This window comes from Enterobacter sp. WCHEn090032, from assembly GCF_003986875.1.
Taxonomy (GTDB): domain Bacteria; phylum Pseudomonadota; class Gammaproteobacteria; order Enterobacterales; family Enterobacteriaceae; genus Enterobacter; species Enterobacter sichuanensis.
Genome location: NZ_RXRN01000032.1, coordinates 32,709 through 50,819, shown reverse-complemented (window position 1 = coordinate 50,819; position 18,111 = coordinate 32,709). Strand labels below are relative to the sequence as shown.

The window sequence follows — 18,111 nt, the reverse complement described above, 5'->3', positions numbered from 1 at the left end:
AGAGGGAAGACAACGTTACATTACTGGTCAGCAGTCTTATCAAAACGACCCAGCACCTCGCGTTCATACGCCAGCGCTTTTTTACGATCGAATTTGTGTTCCCACTTGGCGATCACCAGCACCGCCAGCGCATTACCCACCACGTTCAGCGCCGTACGCGCCATGTCGAGGATACGATCCACACCGGCGATAAACGCCAGACCTTCCAGCGGAATGCCGACGCTGCCCAGCGTCGCCAGCAGCACCACGAAGGAGACGCCCGGCACGCCCGCGATACCTTTTGAGGTGACCATCAGCGTCAACACCAGCACGATCTCCTGCCACAGCGACAGGTCAATGCCGTACAGCTGCGCAATAAAGATAGCGGCGATACTCTGGTACAGCGTCGAACCGTCCAGATTAAACGAGTAACCGGTAGGCACCACGAAGCTGGTAATCGAGGCCGGCGCACCATAGGCCTCCATCTTCTCAATAATGCGCGGCAGCACGCTCTCTGAGCTTGCCGTGGAGTAGGCCAGAATCAGCTCATCTTTGAGGATACGGATCAGGATCCAGATGCTCAGCCCGCACAGACGCGCCACAATCCCCAGCACCACCAGCGCAAAGAACAGGATGGCGAAATGCACCAGGATCACCAGCTTCGCCAGCGGCCACAGGGAGGCAAAACCGAAGTTCGCCACGGTGACGGCAATAAGCGCAAACACCCCGACCGGCGCGTAACGCATCACCATGTGGGTCACTTTAAACATGGTTTCGGAGATAGAGCGGAACACCGTTACCAGCGGTTCACGGTGCGTCGCCGGCAGCGAGGAGAGTCCCAGACCAAACAGCACGGAGAAGAAGATGATAGGCAACATCTCGCCCTTCGCCATCGACGCCACAATATTGGTCGGCACCAGCGACAGGATCGTCCCCATCAGGCCGTGCGCATGGCTTTGCACGTCAGCGGTTGTGCTTTGGTATTTCGAAATATCCACCGTTGCCAGTTGCGACATATCGATCCCGGAACCGGGCTGGAACACGTTCGCCATGGTGATACCGAGAACGATCGCGACCGTAGTGATCACTTCGAAATAGATAATGGTTTTCGCCCCGATGCGGCCTAACTGTTTTGCATCGCCAACGCCCGCGATACCGACCACCAGCGTCGAGATCACAATCGGTACCACAATCATCTTAATCAGATGAATAAAGATATCCCCTGCCGGAGAGAGCAGGTTGGCAATCAGCCATTCGCGGCTGTCGCTGTGATAGTGGAGGTAACTGCCCAGTAAGATGCCCAGCACAAGGGCTAGCAAGATCTGCCAGGCCAGGCTGACTTTAACGTTTTTCATAGAAACTGACTTCCTCAATGAAGCTCCTCAGTCACGCAATGTGAATGAATACGGAGACATACTGAAAGGGTATGCATTGTGTTGCGTTGGTTTATGGGATTTTTTAACGCGGCGTATGAGTATCATTTGCGCGGCCTGTTGCGCAAGCCTTAAAGAACGACGCATTTCACTCATAAAAGCGACGATGACGGGGGTTTGTTCTAATTCTGATAAATAACCGTTTGTTATAAAAACGCTTTTTTAAACATAATTGTGAATAATCGTCAGCATAAATTATTTCCCTTCAAACTTTCATTCGCTCATTTTTCAACCTGTTCAAACAATGCGTGATCTGCAGCCCAAATAATAAACAAAGCTTGTAAAGCCCCTACAATTAACGTTTTTGCGACATATTATTAACATCTTACAAGGAGAAAAAAAGCCATGAGCCAAATACACAAACATGACATTCCCGCAAACATTGCGGACCGTTGCCTGATCAACCCGGAGCAGTACCACGAGAAATATCAGCAATCTATCACCGCCCCGGACGCTTTCTGGGGTGAGCAGGGCCATATCCTGGACTGGATCAAACCCTATCAGAAGGTGAAGAACACCTCCTTTGCACCCGGCAATGTCTCCATTAAATGGTATGAAGATGGCACGCTGAACCTGGCGGCGAACTGCCTTGACCGCCACCTTGCCGAGCGCGGGAATGAGACGGCCATTATCTGGGAAGGCGATGATGCCTCGCAGAGCAAACACATTACCTATAAAGAACTGCACCGCGACGTGTGCCGCTTCGCCAACGTCCTGCTGGAAAGAGGCATTAAAAAAGGCGATGTGGTCGCGATCTATATGCCAATGGTGCCGGAAGCGGCGGTGGCCATGCTGGCCTGCGCCCGTATCGGCGCGATTCATTCCGTTATTTTCGGTGGCTTCTCGCCAGAAGCGGTTGCCGGCCGTATTGTCGATTCCAGTTCAAAACTGGTGATCACCGCCGATGAAGGCGTGCGCGCAGGGCGCGGTATCCCGCTGAAGAAAAATGTCGACGAGGCGCTGAAAAACCCGAACGTTAAAACGGTAAATAACGTTATTGTCCTGAAGCGCACCGGCGGCAAAATCGACTGGAACGAGGGCCGTGACCTGTGGTGGAGCGATCTGATTGAGAACGCCAGTGACCAGCATCAGCCGGAAGAGATGAACGCGGAAGATCCGCTCTTCATTCTTTATACCTCCGGTTCAACCGGCAAACCGAAAGGGGTGTTGCACACCACCGGCGGCTATCTGGTCTATGCGGCCACCACTTTCAAATACGTCTTCGACTACCATCCTGGCGACATCTACTGGTGTACCGCCGACGTGGGCTGGGTGACGGGACACAGTTACCTGCTGTATGGCCCTTTGGCCTGTGGCGCAACCACGCTGATGTTTGAAGGCGTGCCAAACTGGCCGACCCCGGCGCGGATGTGTCAGGTCGTCGACAAACATCAGGTCAACATCCTCTACACCGCCCCAACGGCGATCCGCGCCTTAATGGCGGAAGGGGATAAAGCCATTGAAGGCACAGACCGTTCTTCATTGCGCATTCTCGGGTCCGTCGGCGAGCCTATCAATCCGGAAGCCTGGGAGTGGTACTGGAAAAAAATCGGTAACGAGAAATGCCCGGTGATGGACACCTGGTGGCAGACCGAAACCGGCGGCTTTATGATCACCCCGATGCCGGGCGCCACACAGCTGAAAGCCGGTTCCGCCACCCGTCCGTTCTTCGGCGTGCAGCCTGCGCTGGTGGATAACGAAGGTCATCCGCTGGAAGGGGCCACCGAAGGCAACCTGGTGATCGTCGACTCCTGGCCGGGCCAGGCGCGTACCCTGTTCGGCGACCACGATCGCTTCGAGCAGACCTACTTCTCAACCTTCAAAAACATGTACTTCAGCGGCGACGGCGCGCGCCGTGACGAAGATGGCTATTACTGGATCACCGGACGCGTGGACGACGTACTGAACGTCTCCGGCCACCGTCTTGGCACCGCGGAGATTGAATCTGCCCTGGTCTCACATCCGAAAATTGCCGAGGCGGCCGTGGTGGGTATTCCGCACAACATCAAAGGCCAGGCGATTTACGCGTACGTCACCCTGAACCACGGGGAAGAACCGTCGCCAGAGCTGTATACCGAGGTGCGCAACTGGGTCCGTAAAGAGATTGGCCCGCTTGCCACGCCGGACGTGCTGCACTGGACCGATTCGCTGCCGAAAACCCGCTCCGGCAAAATCATGCGTCGTATTTTGCGCAAAATCGCGGCGGGAGACACCAGCAATCTCGGTGATACCTCAACGCTCGCGGATCCTGGCGTGGTGGAAAAACTGCTCGAAGAGAAGCAGGCCATCGCAATGCCATCATAATGTTTTCTCCCTCTCCCTGCGGGAGAGGGCCGGGGTGAGGGCATAAGACCGCACCTTCCCCCCCTCACCCTAACCCTCTCCCCACAGGGGAGAGGGAACTAAAAACAAACCCACCTTACCTCTGGAGAACTCTGTGATGAATAACGATATTTGTCAGCAGATAGAGAATAGTGCGCACTACAGGGAGCTCGTCGATAAGCGGCAACGGTTTGCCTTCATTCTTTCCATCATCATGCTGATTATCTACGTCGGCTTTATTCTGCTGATCGCCTTTGCGCCGCACTGGCTGGGTACCCCGCTGCACGAGGGCACCAGCGTGACGCGCGGTATTCCCATCGGGATTGGCGTGATTGTGGTTTCATTTGTGCTGACCGGCGTCTACGTCTGGCGCGCGAACGGTGAATTCGATCGTCTTAATAAAGCGGTACTGCAAGAGGTAAAAGCATCATGAAGCGCGTCCTGACGGCGCTAGTCGCCACACTTCCCTTTGCCGCCAACGCGGCAGATGCCATTACCGGCGAGGTACAGCGCCAGCCAACCAACTGGCAGGCGATTGTGATGTTCCTGATTTTCGTCGTGCTGACGCTGTATATCACATACTGGGCGTCGAAACGCGTTCGCTCCCGTAACGATTACTACACCGCAGGCGGCAACATTACCGGTTTCCAGAACGGACTGGCGATTGCGGGAGACTTTATGTCCGCGGCCTCGTTCCTCGGGATTTCTGCGCTGGTGTACACCTCCGGCTATGACGGCCTGATCTACTCCCTCGGCTTCCTCGTCGGCTGGCCGATCATTCTGTTCCTGATCGCCGAACGCTTGCGCAACCTGGGGCGCTATACCTTCGCAGACGTGGCCTCATACCGTCTGAAGCAGGGGCCGATTCGCTCCCTCTCCGCCTGCGGTTCGCTGGTGGTGGTGGCGCTGTACCTGATTGCGCAGATGGTCGGCGCGGGTAAACTGATTGAACTGCTGTTCGGCCTGAACTACCACGTCGCGGTGGTGCTGGTTGGCGTCCTGATGGTGATGTACGTCCTGTTCGGCGGCATGCTGGCGACCACCTGGGTGCAAATCATCAAAGCGGTTCTGCTGCTGTTCGGCGCCAGCTTTATGGCCTTTATGGTGATGAAGCACGTCGGGTTCAGCTTCAATAACCTGTTTACCGAAGCGATGGCGGTCCATCCGAAAGGGGAAGCCATCATGAGTCCGGGCGGGCTGGTGAAAGACCCGATTTCTGCCCTGTCCCTCGGTCTGGGCCTGATGTTCGGTACCGCTGGCCTGCCTCACATCCTGATGCGCTTCTTCACCGTGAGCGATGCGCGAGAAGCGCGTAAGAGCGTCTTCTACGCCACCGGTTTCATGGGTTACTTCTATATCCTGACCTTTATCATCGGCTTTGGCGCCATCATGCTGGTGGGGGCGAATCCGGCGTTTAAAGACGCGGCGGGTGCGCTGATTGGCGGGAACAACATGGCAGCGGTGCACCTGGCTGATGCGGTGGGTGGCAACCTGTTCCTCGGCTTTATCTCGGCCGTGGCTTTCGCCACCATTCTTGCGGTGGTTGCAGGTTTAACCCTCGCAGGCGCGTCTGCGGTGTCGCACGACCTCTACGCCAACGTCTTCCGTAAAGGGGCAAGCGAACGTGATGAGCTGAAAGTCTCTAAAATCACCGTGCTGGTGCTGGGCGTGGTCGCCATTCTGCTGGGCATTCTGTTCGAGAAGCAGAACATCGCCTTTATGGTTGGGCTGGCCTTCTCCATTGCCGCAAGCTGTAACTTCCCAATCATTCTGCTCTCCATGTACTGGTCAAAACTGACCACCCGTGGGGCGATGATTGGCGGCTGGCTGGGGCTGTTGACGGCAGTGATCCTGATGATTCTGGGTCCGACCATCTGGGTGCAGATCCTCGGTCACGCCAGCGCCATCTTCCCGTACGAATACCCGGCGCTGTTCTCGATCGCCGTGGCGTTCATCGGTATCTGGTTCTTCTCGGCCACCGACAACTCGCCGGAGGGTAACCTGGAGCGTGAGAAATTCCGTGCCCAGTTTATCCGTTCACAAACCGGTCTCGGCGTTGAGCAGGGCCGCGCGCACTAAGCCATTCTCCCCGGTCGTTCTGGCCGGGGAGCTTAAAACATCACCCACGCCACCAGCGGCGCAATCAGCACCATCACCACGCCTGAAAGCATCATCACCAGGCTTGCCACTACGCCCTCCTGCTGACCCAGTTCATACGAACGTGCCGTGCCCGCGCCGTGCGACGCCGCGCCAAACCCTGCGCCTTTGGCCATCCCTTCCCGAATAGAAAGCCGCAGAAAGAGCATATCGCCGACCGCCATCCCAAAAACGCCCGTCACCACCACGAACAGCGCCACCAGATCCGGCTGCCCGCCGAGCGGTTTCGCGGCCGCCAGCGCAAACGGCGTGGTCACCGAACGCACGGCCAGGCTGCGCTGAATTTCATCGGGCAGCGTAAACAGCCGTGCCAGCCAGACGGAGCTACAGACCGCCACCACCGTGGCGGTGAGCACGCCTGCGCTGAGCGACATCCAGTGGCGTTTGATGATCGCCAGGTTGTCGTAAACGGGAACGGCAAAGGCGATGGTCGCCGGGCCAAGCAGCCACAGCAGCCAGTGGGATTCACCAATGTAGTCCTGCCAGGAGATATGACCAAAGACCAGCATCAGCACCAGCAGGATTGGTGTGAAGACCAGCGGCATCAGCGGCAGAGCATGAAAACGGCGATACAGCCGCTTGTTGGCGAAGTAGATCCCCAGCGTGGCAATCAGGCACAGGACGCTTATCTGAAAGTTAGTCATGTTTGTGCCTGCGGATTTCAAAGCGATAGACTTTATCCACCACCCAGGCGGTCGTCCCCAGCACCATCAGCGTACTCAGTGCGATGACCGCGAAGATGCGCCAGCCGTCCATCATCAGCAGTTGGGCATAGTTCACCACCGCCACCACGGCAGGGACAAAAAACAGCAGCATCTCTGCTAACAGCCAGCGCGCGCCGGCGCGTACCCAGTTAAGGGGGATCACGCGACAGAGGATAAGCGTCAGCATCAGCAGCATCCCCACCAGGTTGGCAGGCAGCGGCAGATGGAGCCAGCCGACAAGATATTCAGCGAAAACGAACAATCCCGCGTAGAGCAGTACCTGAACCGGTACCTGGAGTCGTTGTACAACGGCAGGCGTAACACGGCTTAACGCCACGGCCATGGGGGTTTTCCTCAAAAATGAGACGAGGCGCCAGTATAGTGAGCGCACGGTGTGGACTGAAATGAATTAAAATCATCACAGGTATAGTTTCGAGGAATAATCATGGACATAAGAACGCTGCGCTATTTTGTCGAAGTGGTTCGCCAGCAAAGTTTTACCCGCGCAGCGGAGAAGTTGTTTGTTACCCAGCCCACCATCAGCAAAATGCTGAAAAACCTCGAAGATGAACTGAACTGTACCCTGCTGATCCGCGACGGGCGCAAGCTGTTGCTGACCGACACCGGACGCGTGGTGTTCGAACGCGGGCTGGCGATTCTGGCGGAGTTCCGCCAGCTGGAAGCGGAGCTGGATGATATAAATCACCTGACGAAAGGGGTGCTGCGCCTCGGCATTCCACCGATGGTGGGAATGATGATGGCCGGGCCGATTAGCCTGTTTCGCCAGCGTTACCCCGGCGTTGAGCTGAAGATTTCGGAGTTTGGTGGATTAACCGTACAGCAGGCCGTCACCAACGGTGAGCTCGACGTGGCAATGACCGCCCTCCCCGTTGAGGAAGAGAGCGGTCTGGCGACGCTTCCGCTCTTTAGCCACCCACTGTGCGTGCTGGTTCCCCGCTCCGGCGACTGGCTGAAGAGAGACTCGGTGAAACCTGAATTGCTCGGTGAGCACCCTCTGTTGATCTACAACGAAGACTTCGCCTTAAGCCGCCAGCTGATGACGCTGTTTCAACACCATAACGTGAAGCCGCGCATTGCAGTGCGCAGCGGTCAGTGGGATTTCCTGGCGGCGATGGTGCAGGCAGGCGTAGGCATTGCCATCCTGCCGCAGCCGATATGCGAACGTCTGGATAAAAACACGCTGCGCTGGATCCCGCTGGAGAGCGACCTGCACTGGCAACTGGGGATGATCTGGCGTGAAGGGGTCTATTTGTCCCAGAGTGCGCAGGCGTGGCTGCAGTGTTGTGAGGGGTTTTGGGTGCGGTCTGAATAGTGCCGGGTGGCGGCTTCGCCTTACCCGGCCTACGGTTCGGACGTAGGCCCGGTAAGCGCAGCGCCACCGGGCAAAAGCGTGCTACTGATTCTCTATCAACAGCGCTTCCAGCAGGTCCAGATCGTGCAGCAGCTTTTGCAGCGTCTCGTTGCTGATCTGGCGCGTGGCGCGCAGATGGTACAGCTCGGCACGCTCTGAGCGCAGCGCCGCCAGGCGGAACCGGCGCTCCAGGTTCTCCTCCTGCAGCGAGCTTTCCACGTCGTTACGCCCATCGGCGCGGCGACGCAGGTTACCAATCACCCGGGAACTGACTTCCGTCAGCAGCTGATTGTCGATGTTCTCTTCCGCATCCGCGGCCAGACGCTCTTCCATTTTCTGAATCGCGACAATCGCCACTTCAGCGGTGGCCGCACGCGCGATACGCTCCTCTTTGTGCTGCTGAGTCGAGTCCCCCGCGTCAATATGCTGCAGCAAAATCGGCAGCATAATCACGCCGACAAACAGGGAGAACAGGATCACGCCCGCCGCCAGGAACACCAGTTCGTAACGCGCCGGGAAGACATCACCCGTGGGCAGCAACAGCGGAATGGAGAGCACACCGGCGAGGGTGATCGCCCCGCGCACGCCGGCAAAGGAGGCAATCAGCAGCTCACGCGTGGTCCACGAGCCGAACTCCATCGGTTTTTTCTTCAGGAAGCGCACGCTGAACTTTTTCATCGTCCACAGCCAGCCGAAACGCACCAGCATCAGCGCCAGGTAGATCAGCACGATGTCGGTAAACAGCATCCAGACCTCAACATTCGGGTCGGCTTCGGCCGCCACCAGCGAGGATTCCATAATGCCCGGCAGCTGCAGGCCCAACAGCAGGAACACCATGCCGTTAAAGACAAATTCCAGCATGGCCCAGGTGCTGTTGGCACGCAGGCGCATGGCCAGCGGCGCGCGGCGCATCACGCCAGAGCGGGTGATGGTCATCCCTGCCGCAACCGCCGCCAGAATGCCCGACACGCCAATATGTTCAGCAATCAGATAAGAGGCAAACGGCAGCAGGAACAGCAGCACAATCTGCGTCGCCGGCTCATCGCCGCCCCAGCGGCTGAGGAAGCGCAATGAGCGACCGTACAGCCAGCTCACCACGAAGCCTGCCAGGATCCCGCCAATGGCCACCTTAAAGAACTCCAGGGTCGCGCCGCCGACGGTAAAGACCATCGTCCCCATCGCCACGGCCACGGCAAATTTCAGGGCGACCAGACCGGAGGCGTCATTCATCAGCGCCTCACCCTGTAAAATCCCCATGATTTTCTTCGGAATGCGGCCTTCACCCACAATGCCGGACAGCGCCACGGCATCGGTTGGCGACAGCACGGCGGCCAGCGCGAAAGCCGGAATTAATGGGATGCCGGGTACGGCCCAGTAGATGAGAAAACCAATCCCGACCACGGTGACCACCACCAGCGCCAGCGCCAGGCCCAGGATCTCTCGTCCGTGCTCAAGGAACTCGCGCGTCGGCGTTTTCCAGCCATCGGCAAACAGCAGTGGCGGGATAAACAGCACGAGGAACAGTTCGGGGTCAAATTCCACGTGCAGGCCAAACGTCGGCCACGCCAGCAGCGCGCCGATGGCAATTTGCATTAATGGCAGGGGGACCTGAAAGGGCAGTACGCGTGTAACCACCCCGGATAGCGAGACCACAAGGGTCATGATGAGTATTGTGAAGAAGATTTCCATGCGTTCCCTGTTTGCTGTGTTGCTTATTTACTACGGAAGGCGTCGTGCCTTTTATTCTATCTTCCCCAGAGTAACGTAAAAGGCAACAGGATGAGTCCTGAAAATAAAAACGGGCGGCCTGAGCCACCCGTTTTCGCATCAAAGGACAACTCAGATTGCCCAGCCGCCCGCGTAGAACGCCACCAGCGCAACGGCAATGACCACGGTACCCACGTTCAGCTTGCGCCACTCACCGGAGACCACCCGGCCAATCACCAGCGACGCGAAGCCGATCATAATGCCGGTCACGATGTTACAGGTCAGCACGATAAACACCGCGGTAATCAGACCTGACATGGCGTCGACGAAATCCGCGAAGTCGATTTTCGCCACGTTGCTCAGCATCAGCAGGCCAACGTACATCAGCGCTGGCGCGGTGGCGTAGGCCGGAACCAGGTAGGAGAGTGGCGAGAGGAACAGGATCAGCATGAACAGCACGCCAACGGTGATCGCCGTCAGGCCGGTTTTACCGCCTGCCGCCGTGCCCGCGGCGGACTCGATATACACTGCCGCAGGCGCCGCGCCTACCAGGCCAGAGAAGACGCTGCTCAGGGAGTCGGTGGTCAGCGCTTTGCCGCCATCAATAATCTGGCCGTCTTTATCCAGCAGGTTTGCCTGACCCGCAACCGCACGGATGGTCCCGGTCGCATCAAACACGGCGGTCATCACCAGCGCCAGCACGCTTGGCAGGATCACCGGGTTCAGCGCGCCAACGATATCCAGGCTGCCAATCAGGGAGTTGCCTTTATCATCGCTCAGCGACGGCATGGCGAAAATGCCGGAGAAGTGAACGTTCGGATCGAAAATCAGGCCGACAATGGAGACGCCGATAATCGTCAGCAGAATGCCGCCCGGGACTTTCAGTTTTTCCAGACCGATAATCACCGCCAGGCCGATCAGCGACATAATCACCGGGAAGCTGGCGAAATGACCCAGCGCCACCGGCAGACCGTCCAGCGGGTTCTTGATGACGAGACCGACGCCGTTGGCGGCGATCAGCAGCAGGAACAGGCCGATACCGATGCCAGTGCCGTGCGCCACGCCCTGCGGCAGGTTGCGCAAGATCCAGCTACGGATACCGGTCGCTGAAATAACGGTAAACAGCACGCCCATCAGGAACACGGCACCCAGCGCAACCGGGACGCTGATCTGCTGGCCCAGTACAAGGCTGAACGCGGTAAACGCGGTCAGAGAGATGGCGCAACCAATCGCCAGCGGCAGGTTGGCCCACAGGCCCATCACGATAGAGCCGACACCGGCCACCAGACAGGTTGCCACAAAGACCGCCGCTGGCGGGAAGCCCGCTTTGCCCAGCATGCCCGGCACCACGATGACGGAGTAAACCATCGCCAGAAACGTTGTCAAACCGGCAACGATTTCCTGGCGCACGGTGCTGCCGCGAGCCGAAATTTTAAACATGGCGTCAAGTGAACCGCCAGTACGCGCAGATGGCGTAGACATAGAAAACATCCCCTGAGAGTTTTTTAGGAAGTCTGTAAGCAAGGTGGAGACGCCGCTGCCAGCTAAACGTCAAATCCTTGTGTTGCGTTTGCGACGAAAGGGCGTCGCAAAAAAAGCAAACGTTTAGCTCCGCACTTACAAACGGGTGGTCAAATTAAGGCAAACGATTATCCAGCCTAATACCCGCCCTTTTCAACTGAACTTTATCGTTTTTCGCTAAAATTCACTTATGACGCTGAAGAAATAAACAGAGGATGCGCAAACGTTATCGTTTATGCGCAATGTGTTTACATTTCAATCCTCACCCGGGATAGATAACGGGCCACCCTGCTCCAGGGTTTTTTGCCAGCCCGGGCTGTTCTCCACCTTTGTCTTCCATGCCTGAATATGCGGCAGGTTACTGATACCACCGCGTGCCAGCAGGGCAAAGATCGGAAAGCTCATCTGAATGTCGGCCATACTGAGCGCTTTCCCGGCAAACCAGCTGTTTTCAGCAAGATGTGATTCAATAAAGCGCGCATGGGTTTCCAGCTGACGGTTGAGATACGCTTTTTGCACCCCTTGCCCCAGCGCTTTCCCCAGGGTTCTGATACCAAACGGCACGGGTGGCTTGCCGAGACTATTAAAGACCAGCTTCATTAACAGCAGCGGCATCAGCGATCCTTCCGCGTAATACAGCCAGAAGCGGTACTGCACCTTATGGGCCGGATCTAAAGGCTTAAGCCGGGACTCGGGATCGTACGTTTCCTGCAGGTATTCCAGAATGGCGCCGGATTCGGCAAGGATCAGTCCGTTATCTTCAATAACCGGTGATTTGCCCAGCGGATGCACCTTTTTCAGGGAGGCCGGTGCCAGCATGTTCTTTTCCCGCTGGTAGTGAACGATCTCATAAGGCAGCGCGAGTTCTTCCAGCGCCCAGATCACGCGGTGCGAGCGCGACTGGTTGAGGTGGTGTACCGTGAGCATGGTTTTCTCCTGTTATTCATACTTTTTAACTATAGAAAATCGAACAACACCGCGAAAAAAATTCGGCTAAAAAAGCGTGGGGGCGGCTGGCGAAAAAACGGGTCTTGCATAGAATTAAAGTGTCAGCACAATCCGGAACCTCCCCAACCAGCTCGACACGAGGGGTGCTGATGTCGGGGGAAACCCTCCCGTGAACCAGCGGGATAGAGTGAAAGACAAAGACCGGGAAAAACTAAAGCGCCCTTATGTGGCGCTTTAGTTCTTTATTATGCTTTTTGCCGTGTGGCGCTTCGCTTACCCGGCCTACGTTCTCGGTTTTGCAGGCCGGGTAAGGCGCAGCCGACACCCGGCAAACCGATCTCAATCCTCTTCCAGCAACCGCGCCCCCGTCCCCTGCTCGCCCAGCCTGTCTCCCGGGTTACGCAGCGGACAATCGCTACGCGACAAACACCCGCAGCCAATGCAGCCATCCAGTTCATCACGCAGAGCGACCAGCGTATGGATACGCCTGTCCAACTCTTCACGCCACTGGGATGACAGCTCTTTCCACTCTTTCGGGCTCAGCGTATGCCCTTCCGGCAGTACGCCAAAGGCTTCGCCAATCGTGGCCAGGGGAATGCCGATTCGTTGCGCAATTTTGATAATCGCCACGTAGCGGAGCACGTCGCGGGTGTAGCGCCGCTGGTTTCCGGCGTTACGAATGCTTTTGATTAACCCTTTGCTTTCATAGAAGTGGAGCGCCGACACGGCAACACCGCTTCGCTTAGCCACTTCACCGGGGGTTAAAAGCGCTTTTATTCGCGGCAATCTCTTTTCCATAAAACCTCTTTACCTCAAGTTAACTTGAGGAATTATACTCCCCCGCAGAGAAAACGACGAATTAACCGAGATAGTTGTATCTACAGAGGGGCAACCTTATGTCGCATCAGCAGATTATTCAGACACTTATTGAATGGATTGATGAACATATCGACCAACCGTTGAACATTGATGTGGTCGCGAAAAAGTCGGGCTATTCGAAATGGTATTTACAGCGAATGTTCCGCACGGTTATGCATCAGACGCTGGGTGAGTACATCCGTCAGCGCAGACTGCTGCTGGCGGCGCAGGCGTTACGCTCAACGCAGCGGCCGATATTTGATATCGCGATGGATCTTGGCTACGTGTCGCAACAGACTTTTTCCCGCGTATTTCGCCGTGAGTTTGACCGCACGCCGAGCGATTATCGCCACCAGTTGAACTAAGTACGATCAATGCAAAGGTTGCTGCTGCCAGGTCATAAATTCCTGGGGCGGCATCGCTTTCGCGAAGTGCCATCCCTGACAGTACTGGACGCCGCGCTTCAGCAGCCAGCTTACCTGCTCTGCCGTCTCAACCCCTTCCGCAATGGTATTAAGCCGCAGACTCTGGGCCATCTCGATGATGTGTTCGGCGATCAGGTGGCTGGTGCTGTTGGTGGTTAAGGTATCGATAAACGATTTATCGATTTTCAGAATATCCACGTTCAGCGAATAAAGGTTATGCAGGTTCGAGTAACCGGTACCGAAATCATCGATTGCGACTTCATAGCCCGCCTGACGGAAAGCCTGAATCACCGGCGTGGTTTTGGGGACATCGATAAAACCGCGCTCCGTCACTTCTATTTTGATTTGCTGCGCACGGACGGCGTAGTGGCGGGCCTTGTCAGAAATCATGGCAATCAGCCGCGAGGAGTGAAAATCCGTGGCCGACAGGTTAATTGAAATATAGAGATGCGGATGCCCGGCCAGGAAATGGCCCAGATCGCTGAACACCTCCTCAACGACATAGTCCGTGATCCGCTCGCTCATGCCCTCTTTTTCCGCCAGCGGGATAAATTCCGCCGGGCTCATCACCTGCCCGTTAAAACCCGGCCAGCGTAATAACGCCTCCGCGCCCACACACTGATTATTCTTAATATCAATAATCGGCTGATAGTGTACGCAAAGCTGACGCTTGTTCAGCGCCCGGTGCAGCAGACGCCCTGGCGAATTAAGCTCACGATGGGTACGGGACCATACCAGCAAAATAATAATGCTGCAGATCATGCCCAGCGGCAGCGTCAGGGTCGCCTGATGATAAAGTGTCTCATAAAAGCGTTTATTCGATGTCGACACAATCGCCGCAATCGGTCTTTTGGGCGATTTTACGACCGTATAAAAACGGTTATCTTTTTGAAATACCGATTCCTTATCCCGAATCATCGAATTTAATAACGACACGTTGGCTTTCTGGCTAACGGAAAAGAACGCATTGGTAACCGTGTCGTATACTCCCCATGAAAGGGAATGATCTTCGGACATGACTTCGCTGTATGAAAGTGGATTAACCACCACCACATAATTTCCGCGCTGCATATATGTCATTTTATAGCCAGTATAAAATGGGGTATCGCGATAATAATAGATAGCGACGTCAGGTTTCCGGGTGTAATTAGCAACGGGAATGGCGTAGGGATGATCCGGTGTAAAAACGGTCGAACAAAGAAAATTCTGACCTTCCGCATAAATTAAATCGGCAACAAACAGGCGGCCACGAACCACGTTCAACATATATTGACGGTGTTCCGGCGTACAACGCTCACCCTGATATTTTGTAGCCTCAATCCGGGCCAGATCAACCTGCTGAATAACCAGCTCGGTTTTGTCTAAAGCCAGTTCAGCAAAGGTGCGTAGCTGGGCGCTTGTTTCTGATACGGCTCTTAGCTGGGCAAACCATAGCGCAAGCATCACCGGCAGCATAACTACCATGATGATCCCTACCACCCTGAGCATCTTGCGCCGTGCGCTACGATTCATTTCCCGCCCTATATCCCTGCATGTTGTACGCCTGTAGTAATGAAGGCCGGATGCTTTGTTAAACAGGTGATTACGTTGCATGAATCATGCGAAGTTAGCAACTGACTTTTAGTATTAAAAATCTTAAATTTCGTTATGACGATAATATTTTCCCGTAAGTGAAACTGTAAGTATTCGTTCCGTTTCAATTAAGGAAAATAATTATCCAGCCCGTAAGCGCGGTGGGAAGATAACACAACAGACGATCGTTGATTAAGCCAAACTTGTGACAGCACGAAAAAAGCACAACCCCATCATGACATTTTATGCTATTTGTTTGGGCGTATTTTGTGCATTGATTTATAAATAATCAGCCACCACCGTTTTTCCTCGCCCCGAATGCTTGGCCTCATATAATGCTTTATCGGCACGCCTCAGTAAGGCTGAAGTATCCCGCTGTCCCCCACTGACTTCGACAACCCCGGCACTAAACGACAGCGACAGCTTTCTCTCACCCACCACCAGCGGGTGTGTTTGCAGAAAGGTGCGCAGCCTGGCGGACAACTGCGCAGCGCCATTGCCGTCAGCGTGCGCGAGCAAAAGCAAAAACTCTTCTCCTCCCACGCGCCCTAACGCTGACTCTGAGGGCGCTAACGCACGGATCGCGTTACAAAAGTGAAGGAGCGCTGCATCGCCCACCGGGTGACCCCACTCATCGTTGATCTGCTTGAAAAAATCCAGGTCAAACATCAGGACACAAAAGTTGCTGTTAACCTCCTGCCGGGTATTGGCCGCCAGCGCAAGCTCCAGCTGCTGCAAAATCGCCGAACGGTTAAAGCAGCCGGTAAGATCGTCGGTGGTGGCTTTTACCTCCAGCTCCTGCTCGGCTTTTTTCCGCTCGGTAATGTCCAGCCCAATATTGAGAATAGAGTTGTCCGGCAGCAGAATGTTGGACCACAGTACCGTCAGCCGGGTGCCGTCTTTGCGTAACGGATGCCATTCATACATATCTTTAAGCGGTGAGACATTGACCGACTCCCTGACCCGCCGTCGCTCTTCAGGGTCGGGATAAAACAGCGCAAGCGGATCGGCATATTCAGCGATCTCTGCCATCGTCCAGCCGAACACTTTTTCACATTCGGCATTCCATAGCACGCAGCGGTTAAATTTGTCGAAAGAGTTCATTAACACCGGGGCCCGTTCAAACAGGGTCTTATATTGCGTCACGACGCGCTGCATTTCCTGGGCGGTTTTCTCCCGGGCAATAATTTCCGCGAAATAGTCTTTTAATTTTTCGACCAGCACCACGACAATATTTTTCAGAACCGGCAGAGAATAGAGTCGTTCATCAAACCCTAAAAAGAAATAGCCGCTGCAGTGCCAGTTATGGGTCGAAAGTTTGCACAGCACCCCGCTTTGCAGCTGCCCATAGCCGGGATGCTGAGGAGAAAATAACGCGCGGCCAATGTTCTCTTTCCAGTAGACCACCCGCCACGAACGATGATGCCGCTCCAGCAGGGTACCCGCGAGGAAATCGGCGACCTCGAAGGGATGGCAGGTCATCTCCCCGGCGCTGACCACACGCTGCAGGCCGTCATCACCATTTACGCTGACCCAGGCAAGGCTTGCGCCCAGGGCGCGGCTGATGGTCTCCAGCATGTCGGCCAGTGAACATTGGTCATGAAGCTGGGGCATCAGCTTTGCCAGCGCATGCAGCGCCTGCATGCTGTCATTAATAATCTCACGTCGGTTTTCTTTCATTTTTTTTCGCTGATTATCAGGCGATAAACCGGACGCAACTTTCTTCAGATTCGAAATGTCGTCATACCAACGCCACAAGCTGGATCTCAGTGCAGCGAATTAAAACAACGTTGTGTGTAATTAAATACGTACAAATAAATAAAAAAAACAATAAAATTCAAAAACCTGAAAGGTTAGCTGCGAGTAAAATTAATTGTCCACTCAAGCATAAGCCATAGGGATATGGCTGTAAACGTTATACAACGCGCCCTCTTTTGCATCGATTTTGCTATCTCAATGAATTCATTATAAAGAGTACGGGGAATGAGAGCTTAGCCTGCAAAGATATATTTTCTCTCAGGCGAATAGGGTTTACAGGCAGCGAGGAATCCCTCTTTTTCATCAGCCCGGGACTGGCGAATAAAACAGCAAACGTGATATAGTTCACACATCTTATGTAACGAAAAAATCTGTTTCATTCAGTTCGTCTGTTTTGTAGAGGATGGGTTTTATGGCAACCATTACTACCAGCATGGTTCTCTTGCGCTGGCCTTTGTTGAGTGCGGTACTGATGTTTTTAGCCAGCACGCTGAACATTCAATTTCGTAAATCTGACTACACGGGCCTTGCTGTCATCAGTACGCTGTTAGGACTGGGCGCGGCCTGTTGGTTTGCAACGGGTCTGCTTGGCATTACCCTGCTGGATATGGCCGCCGTCTGGGAAAATATTAAAGTGGTAATGGTTGAAGCGATGAGCCACACGCCACCAGACTGGCCGATGGTGATTACCTGATTCCTTCCGGCATAAAAAAACCCAGACCATAGTCTGGGTTTTTTGTTTTTACGCGCTGGAAATCAGAACGGAATGTCGTCGTCGAAATCCATTGGCGGTTCGTTAGACGGCGCCGGCGCAGACTGCTGCTGCGGACGAGACTGTGCGCCGCCGCTGAACTGGTTGCCGCCCTGTGGCTGCTGAGGCTGACCCCAACCGCCCTGCTGCTGGCCGCCACCTGCTGGTGCGCCACCGCCCTGACGGCCACCCAGCATCTGCATGGTGCCACCGACGTTAACCACCACTTCAGTGGTGTACTTCTCAGCACCGGACTGATCGGTCCATTTGCGGGTACGCAGCTGGCCTTCGATATACACCTGAGAACCTTTACGCAGATACTCACCGGCCACTTCTGCCAGTTTGCCAAACAGCACAACGCGGTGCCATTCGGTCTGCTCTTTCATCTCACCGGTCGCTTTATCACGCCAGGATTCGGAAGTAGCCAGCGTAATGTTGGCAACTGCGCCACCACTCGGCATGTAGCGTACTTCCGGGTCCTGGCCCAGATTACCGACGAGAATCACCTTGTTTACGCCTCTGCTGGCCATGTTCGTGTCTCCTGAATACGTTTCTTAATAGTGTAAACGCGCGAGTGTACCATTTCCATGCTGCATTTTGATAG

At 55.2% G+C, this 18,111-nt stretch carries 16 protein-coding genes; 6 read left to right on the top strand and 10 right to left on the bottom strand.

Annotated elements, in window-relative coordinates:
• Positions 1-20 precede the first annotated feature (20 nt).
• Entirely contained in the window at positions 21-1,334 is a 1,314-nt protein-coding gene (gene gltP / locus EKN83_RS20270; RefSeq protein ID WP_088244021.1) for a glutamate/aspartate:proton symporter GltP, read from the bottom strand.
• Between the two features lie 423 nt (positions 1,335-1,757).
• Between gltP and acs the strand changes: the two genes are divergently transcribed.
• From acs to actP, 3 genes are all read left to right on the top strand, one after another.
• Positions 1,758-3,716 (top strand): acetate--CoA ligase, encoded by a 1,959-nt coding sequence (acs, locus tag EKN83_RS20265; protein ID WP_025757862.1) that lies wholly within the window; start codon positions 1,758-1,760, stop codon positions 3,714-3,716.
• Between the two features lie 136 nt (positions 3,717-3,852).
• Positions 3,853-4,167 (top strand): DUF485 domain-containing protein, encoded by a 315-nt coding sequence (locus tag EKN83_RS20260; RefSeq protein ID WP_025757861.1) that lies wholly within the window; start codon positions 3,853-3,855, stop codon positions 4,165-4,167.
• Positions 4,164-5,813, top strand: coding sequence for a cation/acetate symporter ActP (gene actP / locus EKN83_RS20255; RefSeq protein ID WP_126801580.1), 1,650 nt, complete (start codon positions 4,164-4,166; stop codon positions 5,811-5,813). The genes EKN83_RS20260 and actP overlap by 4 nt, the downstream gene beginning before the upstream one ends.
• 32 nt (positions 5,814-5,845) lie before the next feature.
• On the opposite strand, the gene EKN83_RS20250 is transcribed toward actP, so the two are convergent.
• Together EKN83_RS20250 and EKN83_RS20245 are read right to left on the bottom strand one after the other, a co-directional pair.
• Positions 5,846-6,535: an LrgB family protein gene (locus EKN83_RS20250; protein WP_025757859.1), complete on the bottom strand. Its 690-nt coding sequence runs from the start codon at positions 6,533-6,535 to the stop codon at positions 5,846-5,848.
• Entirely contained in the window at positions 6,528-6,938 is a 411-nt protein-coding gene (locus tag EKN83_RS20245) for a CidA/LrgA family protein (protein ID WP_126801579.1), read from the bottom strand. The genes EKN83_RS20250 and EKN83_RS20245 overlap by 8 nt, the downstream gene beginning before the upstream one ends.
• Positions 6,939-7,040: 102 nt before the next feature.
• On the opposite strand from EKN83_RS20245, the gene EKN83_RS20240 reads away from it, so the two are divergent.
• Entirely contained in the window at positions 7,041-7,928 is an 888-nt protein-coding gene (locus EKN83_RS20240; RefSeq protein ID WP_025757856.1) for a LysR family transcriptional regulator, read from the top strand.
• Between the two features lie 81 nt (positions 7,929-8,009).
• On the opposite strand, the gene EKN83_RS20235 is transcribed toward EKN83_RS20240, so the two are convergent.
• The 4 genes from EKN83_RS20235 to soxR form a co-directional block, all read right to left on the bottom strand.
• On the bottom strand, positions 8,010-9,656 hold the full coding sequence (locus tag EKN83_RS20235; protein ID WP_025757855.1) for a Na+/H+ antiporter: 1,647 nt from the start codon (positions 9,654-9,656) through the stop codon (positions 8,010-8,012).
• A gap of 150 nt (positions 9,657-9,806) precedes the next feature.
• Entirely contained in the window at positions 9,807-11,156 is a 1,350-nt protein-coding gene (ghxP, locus tag EKN83_RS20230; RefSeq protein WP_045285548.1) for a guanine/hypoxanthine transporter GhxP, read from the bottom strand.
• 294 nt (positions 11,157-11,450) lie between these two features.
• Positions 11,451-12,122 (bottom strand): glutathione S-transferase family protein, encoded by a 672-nt coding sequence (locus EKN83_RS20225; protein ID WP_126801578.1) that lies wholly within the window; start codon positions 12,120-12,122, stop codon positions 11,451-11,453.
• A 360-nt stretch (positions 12,123-12,482) separates the two neighbouring features.
• Complete coding sequence (gene soxR / locus EKN83_RS20220; protein WP_025757852.1) at positions 12,483-12,941, bottom strand: redox-sensitive transcriptional activator SoxR; 459 nt, start codon at positions 12,939-12,941, stop codon at positions 12,483-12,485.
• Between the two features lie 98 nt (positions 12,942-13,039).
• Here soxR and soxS point away from each other — a divergent pair, with 98 nt between their 5' ends.
• A complete protein-coding gene (soxS, locus tag EKN83_RS20215) occupies positions 13,040-13,366 on the top strand; it encodes a superoxide response transcriptional regulator SoxS (protein WP_013095071.1) in 327 nt (108 codons plus the stop codon).
• 6 nt (positions 13,367-13,372) lie between these two features.
• On the opposite strand, the gene EKN83_RS20210 is transcribed toward soxS, so the two are convergent.
• The gene (locus tag EKN83_RS20210) at positions 13,373-14,938 is read right to left on the bottom strand and encodes an EAL domain-containing protein (RefSeq protein WP_126801577.1); all 1,566 of its coding nucleotides are present in this window, start codon (positions 14,936-14,938) and stop codon (positions 13,373-13,375) included.
• A 339-nt stretch (positions 14,939-15,277) separates the two neighbouring features.
• Positions 15,278-16,678 (bottom strand): GGDEF domain-containing protein, encoded by a 1,401-nt coding sequence (locus EKN83_RS20205; protein WP_126801576.1) that lies wholly within the window; start codon positions 16,676-16,678, stop codon positions 15,278-15,280.
• 490 nt (positions 16,679-17,168) lie between these two features.
• Here EKN83_RS20205 and EKN83_RS20200 point away from each other — a divergent pair, with 490 nt between their 5' ends.
• Positions 17,169-17,450 carry a YjcB family protein gene (locus tag EKN83_RS20200; protein WP_025757848.1) on the top strand — a complete coding sequence of 94 codons (282 nt, stop codon included), beginning with the start codon at positions 17,169-17,171 and terminating at the stop codon, positions 17,448-17,450.
• Between the two features lie 62 nt (positions 17,451-17,512).
• Here EKN83_RS20200 and ssb1 read toward each other — a convergent pair whose 3' ends face one another.
• Positions 17,513-18,037, bottom strand: coding sequence for a single-stranded DNA-binding protein SSB1 (gene ssb1 / locus EKN83_RS20195; protein ID WP_008503384.1), 525 nt, complete (start codon positions 18,035-18,037; stop codon positions 17,513-17,515).
• Positions 18,038-18,111: the final 74 nt, after the last annotated feature.

Coding starts and splice junctions, on each gene's coding strand:
- gltP (WP_088244021.1), bottom strand. CDS start 1,334: ATGAAAAACGTTAAAGTCAGCCTGGCCTGGCAGATCTTGCTAGCCCTT.
- acs (WP_025757862.1), top strand. CDS start 1,758: ATGAGCCAAATACACAAACATGACATTCCCGCAAACATTGCGGACCGT.
- EKN83_RS20260 (WP_025757861.1), top strand. CDS start 3,853: ATGAATAACGATATTTGTCAGCAGATAGAGAATAGTGCGCACTACAGG.
- actP (WP_126801580.1), top strand. CDS start 4,164: ATGAAGCGCGTCCTGACGGCGCTAGTCGCCACACTTCCCTTTGCCGCC.
- EKN83_RS20250 (WP_025757859.1), bottom strand. CDS start 6,535: ATGACTAACTTTCAGATAAGCGTCCTGTGCCTGATTGCCACGCTGGGG.
- EKN83_RS20245 (WP_126801579.1), bottom strand. CDS start 6,938: ATGGCCGTGGCGTTAAGCCGTGTTACGCCTGCCGTTGTACAACGACTC.
- EKN83_RS20240 (WP_025757856.1), top strand. CDS start 7,041: ATGGACATAAGAACGCTGCGCTATTTTGTCGAAGTGGTTCGCCAGCAA.
- EKN83_RS20235 (WP_025757855.1), bottom strand. CDS start 9,656: ATGGAAATCTTCTTCACAATACTCATCATGACCCTTGTGGTCTCGCTA.
- ghxP (WP_045285548.1), bottom strand. CDS start 11,156: ATGTCTACGCCATCTGCGCGTACTGGCGGTTCACTTGACGCCATGTTT.
- EKN83_RS20225 (WP_126801578.1), bottom strand. CDS start 12,122: ATGCTCACGGTACACCACCTCAACCAGTCGCGCTCGCACCGCGTGATC.
- soxR (WP_025757852.1), bottom strand. CDS start 12,941: ATGGAAAAGAGATTGCCGCGAATAAAAGCGCTTTTAACCCCCGGTGAA.
- soxS (WP_013095071.1), top strand. CDS start 13,040: ATGTCGCATCAGCAGATTATTCAGACACTTATTGAATGGATTGATGAA.
- EKN83_RS20210 (WP_126801577.1), bottom strand. CDS start 14,938: ATGAATCGTAGCGCACGGCGCAAGATGCTCAGGGTGGTAGGGATCATC.
- EKN83_RS20205 (WP_126801576.1), bottom strand. CDS start 16,678: ATGAAAGAAAACCGACGTGAGATTATTAATGACAGCATGCAGGCGCTG.
- EKN83_RS20200 (WP_025757848.1), top strand. CDS start 17,169: ATGGCAACCATTACTACCAGCATGGTTCTCTTGCGCTGGCCTTTGTTG.
- ssb1 (WP_008503384.1), bottom strand. CDS start 18,037: ATGGCCAGCAGAGGCGTAAACAAGGTGATTCTCGTCGGTAATCTGGGC.